At 71.4% G+C, this 5,365-nt stretch carries 5 protein-coding genes; 4 read left to right on the forward strand and 1 reads right to left on the reverse strand.

Annotated features, from left to right (window positions below; translation table 11 throughout):
- Positions 1–83 precede the first annotated feature (83 nt).
- Positions 84–1,583, reverse strand: a complete 1,500-nt coding sequence (locus ACF08M_RS29550; RefSeq protein ID WP_392188311.1) for a PLP-dependent aminotransferase family protein — start codon at positions 1,581–1,583, stop codon at positions 84–86.
- 151 nt (positions 1,584–1,734) lie between these two features.
- Here ACF08M_RS29550 and ACF08M_RS29555 point away from each other — a divergent pair, with 151 nt between their 5' ends.
- From ACF08M_RS29555 to ACF08M_RS29570, 4 genes are all read left to right on the forward strand, one after another.
- A complete protein-coding gene (locus tag ACF08M_RS29555; protein WP_392188312.1) occupies positions 1,735–2,388 on the forward strand; it encodes a YitT family protein in 654 nt (217 codons plus the stop codon).
- On the forward strand, positions 2,385–3,149 hold the full coding sequence (locus ACF08M_RS29560) for a glycerophosphodiester phosphodiesterase (RefSeq protein WP_392188313.1): 765 nt from the start codon (positions 2,385–2,387) through the stop codon (positions 3,147–3,149). The genes ACF08M_RS29555 and ACF08M_RS29560 overlap by 4 nt, the downstream gene beginning before the upstream one ends.
- A 46-nt stretch (positions 3,150–3,195) precedes the next feature.
- Complete coding sequence (locus ACF08M_RS29565; RefSeq protein WP_392188314.1) at positions 3,196–4,569, forward strand: MFS transporter; 1,374 nt, start codon at positions 3,196–3,198, stop codon at positions 4,567–4,569.
- Between the two features lie 274 nt (positions 4,570–4,843).
- On the forward strand, positions 4,844–5,218 hold the full coding sequence (locus ACF08M_RS29570) for an RNA polymerase-binding protein RbpA (RefSeq protein WP_007262928.1): 375 nt from the start codon (positions 4,844–4,846) through the stop codon (positions 5,216–5,218).
- The last annotated feature ends 147 nt before the right edge of the window (positions 5,219–5,365 follow it).

Here is a 5,365-nt window from a genome sequence, read left to right on the forward strand (position 1 = left end):
CTGGCTGTTTGTCGCGGCTCTTCGGCGGGGGGGGGGGGGGTTGGCCCGCCCGCCCCCCCCACCACCCCCGCACCGCTGTGCTGTCAGGCGACGAAAGTGCGCGGCGCCTCCACCCCCGCGCCCGCCCCCGAACCCACCAGCCGGGCCGCCGCCGCGAGCCTTGCCGCCGCCTCGTCCGCGACCGGCCCCGCGACCGTGAACGGCAGCCGTACGTACCCTTCGAAGGCGCCGTCGACACCGAACCGGGGGCCGGAGGGAACGCGTACGCCGACCCGCTCCCCCGCCACCGCGAGCCGCGAACCCGAGAGGCCACCGGTACGCACCCAGAGGGTCAGCCCCCCGCGCGGAACCGAGAACTCCCAGTCCGGCAGCTCACGGCGGACGGCGGCGACGAGCGCGTCCCGGTTCTCCCGCGCCTGTTCGCGCCGGACCTGGACCGCCTCCTCCCAGCCCCCGGTGCGCATCAGCCAGTTGACGGCGAGCTGCTCCAGGACGGGCGTCCCCATGTCGGCGTAGGCGCGGGCGGCCACCAGGCTGCGGATCACATCCGGGGCGGCGCGCACCCAGCCGATCCGCATGCCGGCCCAGAAGGCCTTGCTCGCCGATCCGACCGTGATGACGGTGGAGCCCGCCGGATCGAAGGCGCAGACCCGGCGGGGCATCCGGACGTCGTCGTCGAGGTACAGCTCGTTCATGGTCTCGTCGACGACGACGACCGTCCCGGCTGAGCGGGCGGCGTCCACCAGCTCGCGTCGCCGGTCCTCGTCGGCCAGCGCCCCGGTGGGGTTGTGGAAGTCGGCGACGACGTAGGCGAGCCGCGGCGCCGCGTCCCGCAGCACCTGCCGCCACCGGTTCATGTCCCAGCCGCCGAGCCCCTCCTCCATCGCCACCGGCACCAGCCGGGCCCCCGCCTCCCGCATCAGCTGCAGGATGTTGGCGTAGCTCGGCGACTCCACCGCGATCCGCTCGCCGCGCCCAGCGAACAGGTGACAGATCGCGTCGATCGCGCCCATCGCCCCGGTGGTGACCATGATCTGTTCGGGCATCGTCGGGATGCCGCGCCCGGTGTAGCGGTCCGCGATCATCTGGCGCAGCGCGGGCAGACCGGCCGGGTAGTCGCCGTGCGTGTGGGCGTACGGCGCCAGCTCCTCCAGGGCGCCCTGCACCGCCCGGGTCAGCCACGGTTCGGGGGCGGGCAGCGAGGCGCAGCCCAGGTCGATCATCGAACCGAGCGACTCCGGAGGAAGTGGCTCCAGACCGCGCGCGGGCAGCGGGTTGCCCGCGGGAACGGCCGTCCAGCTGCCGGCGCCCCGGCGGGACTCCAGGAACCCCTCGGTCCGCAGCTCCTCGTAGGCGGCGGCGACGGTGGTGCGGCTGACGGACAGGGCGAGCGCCAGTTCGCGCTCGGCGGGGAGCCGGGCGGCCACCGGTACCCGGCCTTCGAGGACGAGCAGACGGACCCCGTCGGCCAGCGCCCGATAGGCGGGCGGCTTGCGCGCGCCCGGTCCGGCGGGCCGGGGCTGCTGGGCTTGGAGCTGCCGGGCGAGCTGTGCCGCACCGACTGCCGAAGTCCACTGCGCCATGGAAATCAGTCCACCTTCCTCGGATTGGCCATAGTTGGCAGCCAATCCCCTGCCACAGAGTGACATGCGGCAGTCCACCACCACCACTCCTTGGGGGCACCTCTTGTCCATCACCCCCGTCCCTCCCGGGACGCACCTCACCCGAAGGCTGATGCAGCTGTATGTCGGCCTCGCGCTGTACGGGGCGAGTTCGGCGCTCCTGGTCCGTGCCGGTCTCGGCCTCGAACCCTGGGGGGTGCTGCATCAGGGGCTCGCGGAGCGCGCCGGGCTGTCCATCGGCGTCGTCTCCATCATCGTCGGCGCCGCCGTTCTGCTGCTGTGGATACCGATCAGGCAGCGTCCGGGCCTCGGCACGGTCTCCAATGTCTTCGCCGTCGGCATCGCCATGGACGGGACGCTGGCGCTCGTGCCCGAGGTGCACGGCCTCGCCGCACAGATCGCCGTGATGGTCGCGGGGGTCGTGGTCAACGGTGTCGCGACGGGGCTGTACATAGCGGCGCGGTTCGGCCCGGGACCGCGCGACGGACTCATGACCGGCCTGCATCTGCGTACCGGCCGGTCCATCCGGCTGGTCCGCACCCTCATCGAGGTGGCAGTCGTGGCGACCGGCTTCGCGCTCGGCGGTTCCCTCGGCGCGGGCACGGTCCTCTACGCCCTGTCCATCGGCCCGCTCGCCCAGTTCTTCCTGCGCTTCTTCGCGATCGGCGGGAAGCCGACCGAGGAGGCCGCCGTCGCACCCGCGCCCGACGGCGGCGACACCACCGTCACCCCCCGGACACCGGAGCAGGCCATACTGCCGAAGTGACCTCCGTACGCCACCCCTATCTGGACCATCCCGCGACGATCCCCTTCGCCCACCGGGGCGGTGCCGCCGACGGGATCGAGAACACGACGGCCGCGTTCCGCCGGGCCACCGAGGCCGGATACCGCTACTTCGAGACCGATGTGCACACCACGGCGGACGGCCGTCTGGTGGCTTTCCACGACGCCACCCTGGACCGGATGACGGACGCCCGGGGCCGGATAGCCGAGCTGCCGTGGAGCGAGGTGCGGCGGGCCAGGGTGGCGGGCCGGGAGCCGCTGCCGCTGTTCGAGGAGCTGCTGGAGACGTTTCCCGAAGCCCGCTGGAACGTCGACATCAAGGCCGGGTCCGCCCTGGTCCCGCTGGTCGACCTGATCCGCCGGGCGAACGCCTGGGACCGGGTGTGCGTCGGCTCGTTCTCCGAGACCCGGGTCGCCAGGGCCCACCGTCTCGCGGGGCCCCGGCTCGCCACCTCCTACGGGGTCCGCGGCGTGCTGGGCCTGCGGCTGCGCTCGTACGGCGTTCCGGCGGCGCTGCGCTCCGGTGCGGTGTGCGCCCAGGTGCCGGAGAGCCAGAACGGCGTCCGGGTGGTCGACCGGCGCTTCGTGCGCGAGGCGCACGCACGCGGACTCCAGGTGCACGTCTGGACGGTGAACGAACCCGACCGGATGGCAGCGCTCCTCGACCTCGGCGTGGATGGCATCATGACCGATCACATCGAGACGCTGCGTACGGTGCTGAGCGAGCGGGGGGCCTGGGCCTGACGCCGGTCGTGCGAGGTCTCCACGGGCAGAGACGAGGGGGTGCGCTTTGAGCGCCGAGACCGCGGACGCCGCCGAGCCGACGGAGCTCGTGACGGGTTCCGCAGACGCCGCGAGCCGCAGACGGGAACAGCGCGGCTGGTATTTCTACGATTTCGCCTGCTCCGTCTACTCGACGAGCGTCCTGACGGTATTCCTCGGCCCCTATCTGACCTCGGTCGCCAAGGCGGCCGCCGACGCCGACGGTTTCGTGCACCCGCTGGGCGTACCGGTGCGCGCCGGGTCGCTCTTCGCCTACGCGGTCTCCGTGTCGGTGGTGGTCGCGGTAATCGTGATGCCGGTCGTGGGCGCCGCCGCGGACCGTACGGGGCGGAAGAAGCCGCTGCTCGCGACCGCCGCGTACGTGGGGGCCGCAGCCACCACCGGCATGTTCTTCCTGGACGGTCACCGCTATCTGCTGGGCGCGTTCCTGCTGATCGTGGCGAACGCCTCGATCTCGGTGTCGATGGTGCTCTACAACGCCTATCTGCCGCAGATCGCCGAACCGGACGAGCGGGACGCGGTCTCGTCGCGCGGCTGGGCGTTCGGATACACCTCGGGCGCGTTCGTCCTCGTCCTGAACCTGGTCCTGTACACGGGCCACGACTCCTTCGGCCTCTCCGAGTCCGACGCGGTACGGATCTGCCTCGCGTCGGCCGGCGTCTGGTGGGGTGCCTTCACGCTCGTCCCGCTGCGACGGCTGCGCGACCGGCGGGTGGCACCGGGCGGTGAGGGGGCCGTCGGTTCGGGGTGGCGGCAGCTGGTGAACACCCTGCGCGACATGCGTCGTCATCCGCTGACGCTCTCCTTCCTGCTGGCGTACCTGGTCTACAACGACGGCGTGCAGACGGTGATCTCCCAGGCATCGGTGTACGGCTCCGAGGAGCTGGGCCTGGACCAGACGACACTGATCACGGCCGTGCTGCTGGTGCAGGTGCTCGCGGTGGCCGGAGCACTGGGAATGGGCCGGCTGGCCCGGGTCCACGGCGCCAAGCGCACGATCCTCGGCTCACTCGTCGTCTGGACGCTGATCCTCGTCGCCGGCTATTTCCTGCCGGCCGAAGCGCCGGTCTTCTTCTATGCGCTGGCCTCGGCGATCGGTCTGGTGCTCGGCGGCAGCCAGGCGCTGTCGCGCTCGCTGTTCTCGCATCTGGTACCGCGCGGCAAGGAGGCCGAGTACTTCTCCGCCTACGAGATGAGCGACCGCGGGCTGAGCTGGCTGGGGCCACTGGTGTTCGGGCTTGCGTACCAGCTGACCGGAAGTTACCGGGATGCGATCATCTCGTTGGTGATCTTCTTCGCAGTCGGTTCCGTACTGCTCGCGAGGGTACCGATCAGGCGGGCCGTGGCCGCCGCGGGCAATCCCGTTCCGGAACGGATTTAGACGTTGAAGTGAAAGGGCGGTAGTGTACGCCTTTAGCCTGCCCGGAGGACCGTTACTGCGAGTGGAAGAAGCCAAACCGTTGGGTGACAACTTCTGCTAGATGTGACAAACCGGGCATTGGCGGGTACTCGAAACCCTGGGAACCTGAAAAAGCAGCGGCACGACGGGCGACGCATGACCGGCAACGGGAATCTTTGCCGCCGACCGGACGTTGACCGGATGACGACGACAGCGACACCTGTCCTGTGGGCGACAAGCCCGGGAGGCACGATTCATGAGTGAGCGAGCTCTCCGCGGCACGCGACTCGTGGTTACCAGCTACGAGACGGACCGCGGCATCGATCTGGCCCCGCGCCAGGCGGTGGAGTACGCATGCCAGAACGGACATCGATTTGAGATGCCGTTCTCGGTAGAGGCGGAAATTCCGCCGGAGTGGGAGTGCAAGGCGTGCGGCGCCATGGCACTCCTGGTGGACGGGGATGGCCCCGAGGAGAAGAAGGGCAAGCCTGCGCGTACGCACTGGGACATGCTCATGGAGCGGCGCACACGCGAGGAGCTGGAGGAGGTGCTGGCCGAGAGGCTGGCGGTTCTGCGCTCCGGAGCCATGAACATCGCCGTGCATCCGCGGGACAGCAGGAAGTCTGCCTGACCGCCCGACACCGCCGTACGACGAGCCGCGGGGGGGGGGGGGGGCCCGGGGGGGGGGGGGCCCCCCCGGGGGGGGGGGGGCCCCCCCGGGCCGGGGGCGGGGCGCCGCGGGGCGGACCCCGCCCCCGCCCCGACGCCCGGGGGGGCC

The organism is Streptomyces sp. NPDC015032 (genome assembly GCF_043080425.1).
Taxonomy (GTDB): Bacteria; Actinomycetota; Actinomycetes; order Streptomycetales; family Streptomycetaceae; genus Streptomyces.

What these genes read in the sequence shown, in the direction of transcription:
- ACF08M_RS29550 (WP_392188311.1), bottom strand. Translation starts at nt 1,583, where the DNA reads ATGGCGCAGTGGACTTCGGCAGTCGGTGCGGCACAGCTCGCCCGGCAG.
- ACF08M_RS29555 (WP_392188312.1), top strand. Translation starts at nt 1,735, where the DNA reads ATGCAGCTGTATGTCGGCCTCGCGCTGTACGGGGCGAGTTCGGCGCTC.
- ACF08M_RS29570 (WP_007262928.1), top strand. Translation starts at nt 4,844, where the DNA reads ATGAGTGAGCGAGCTCTCCGCGGCACGCGACTCGTGGTTACCAGCTAC.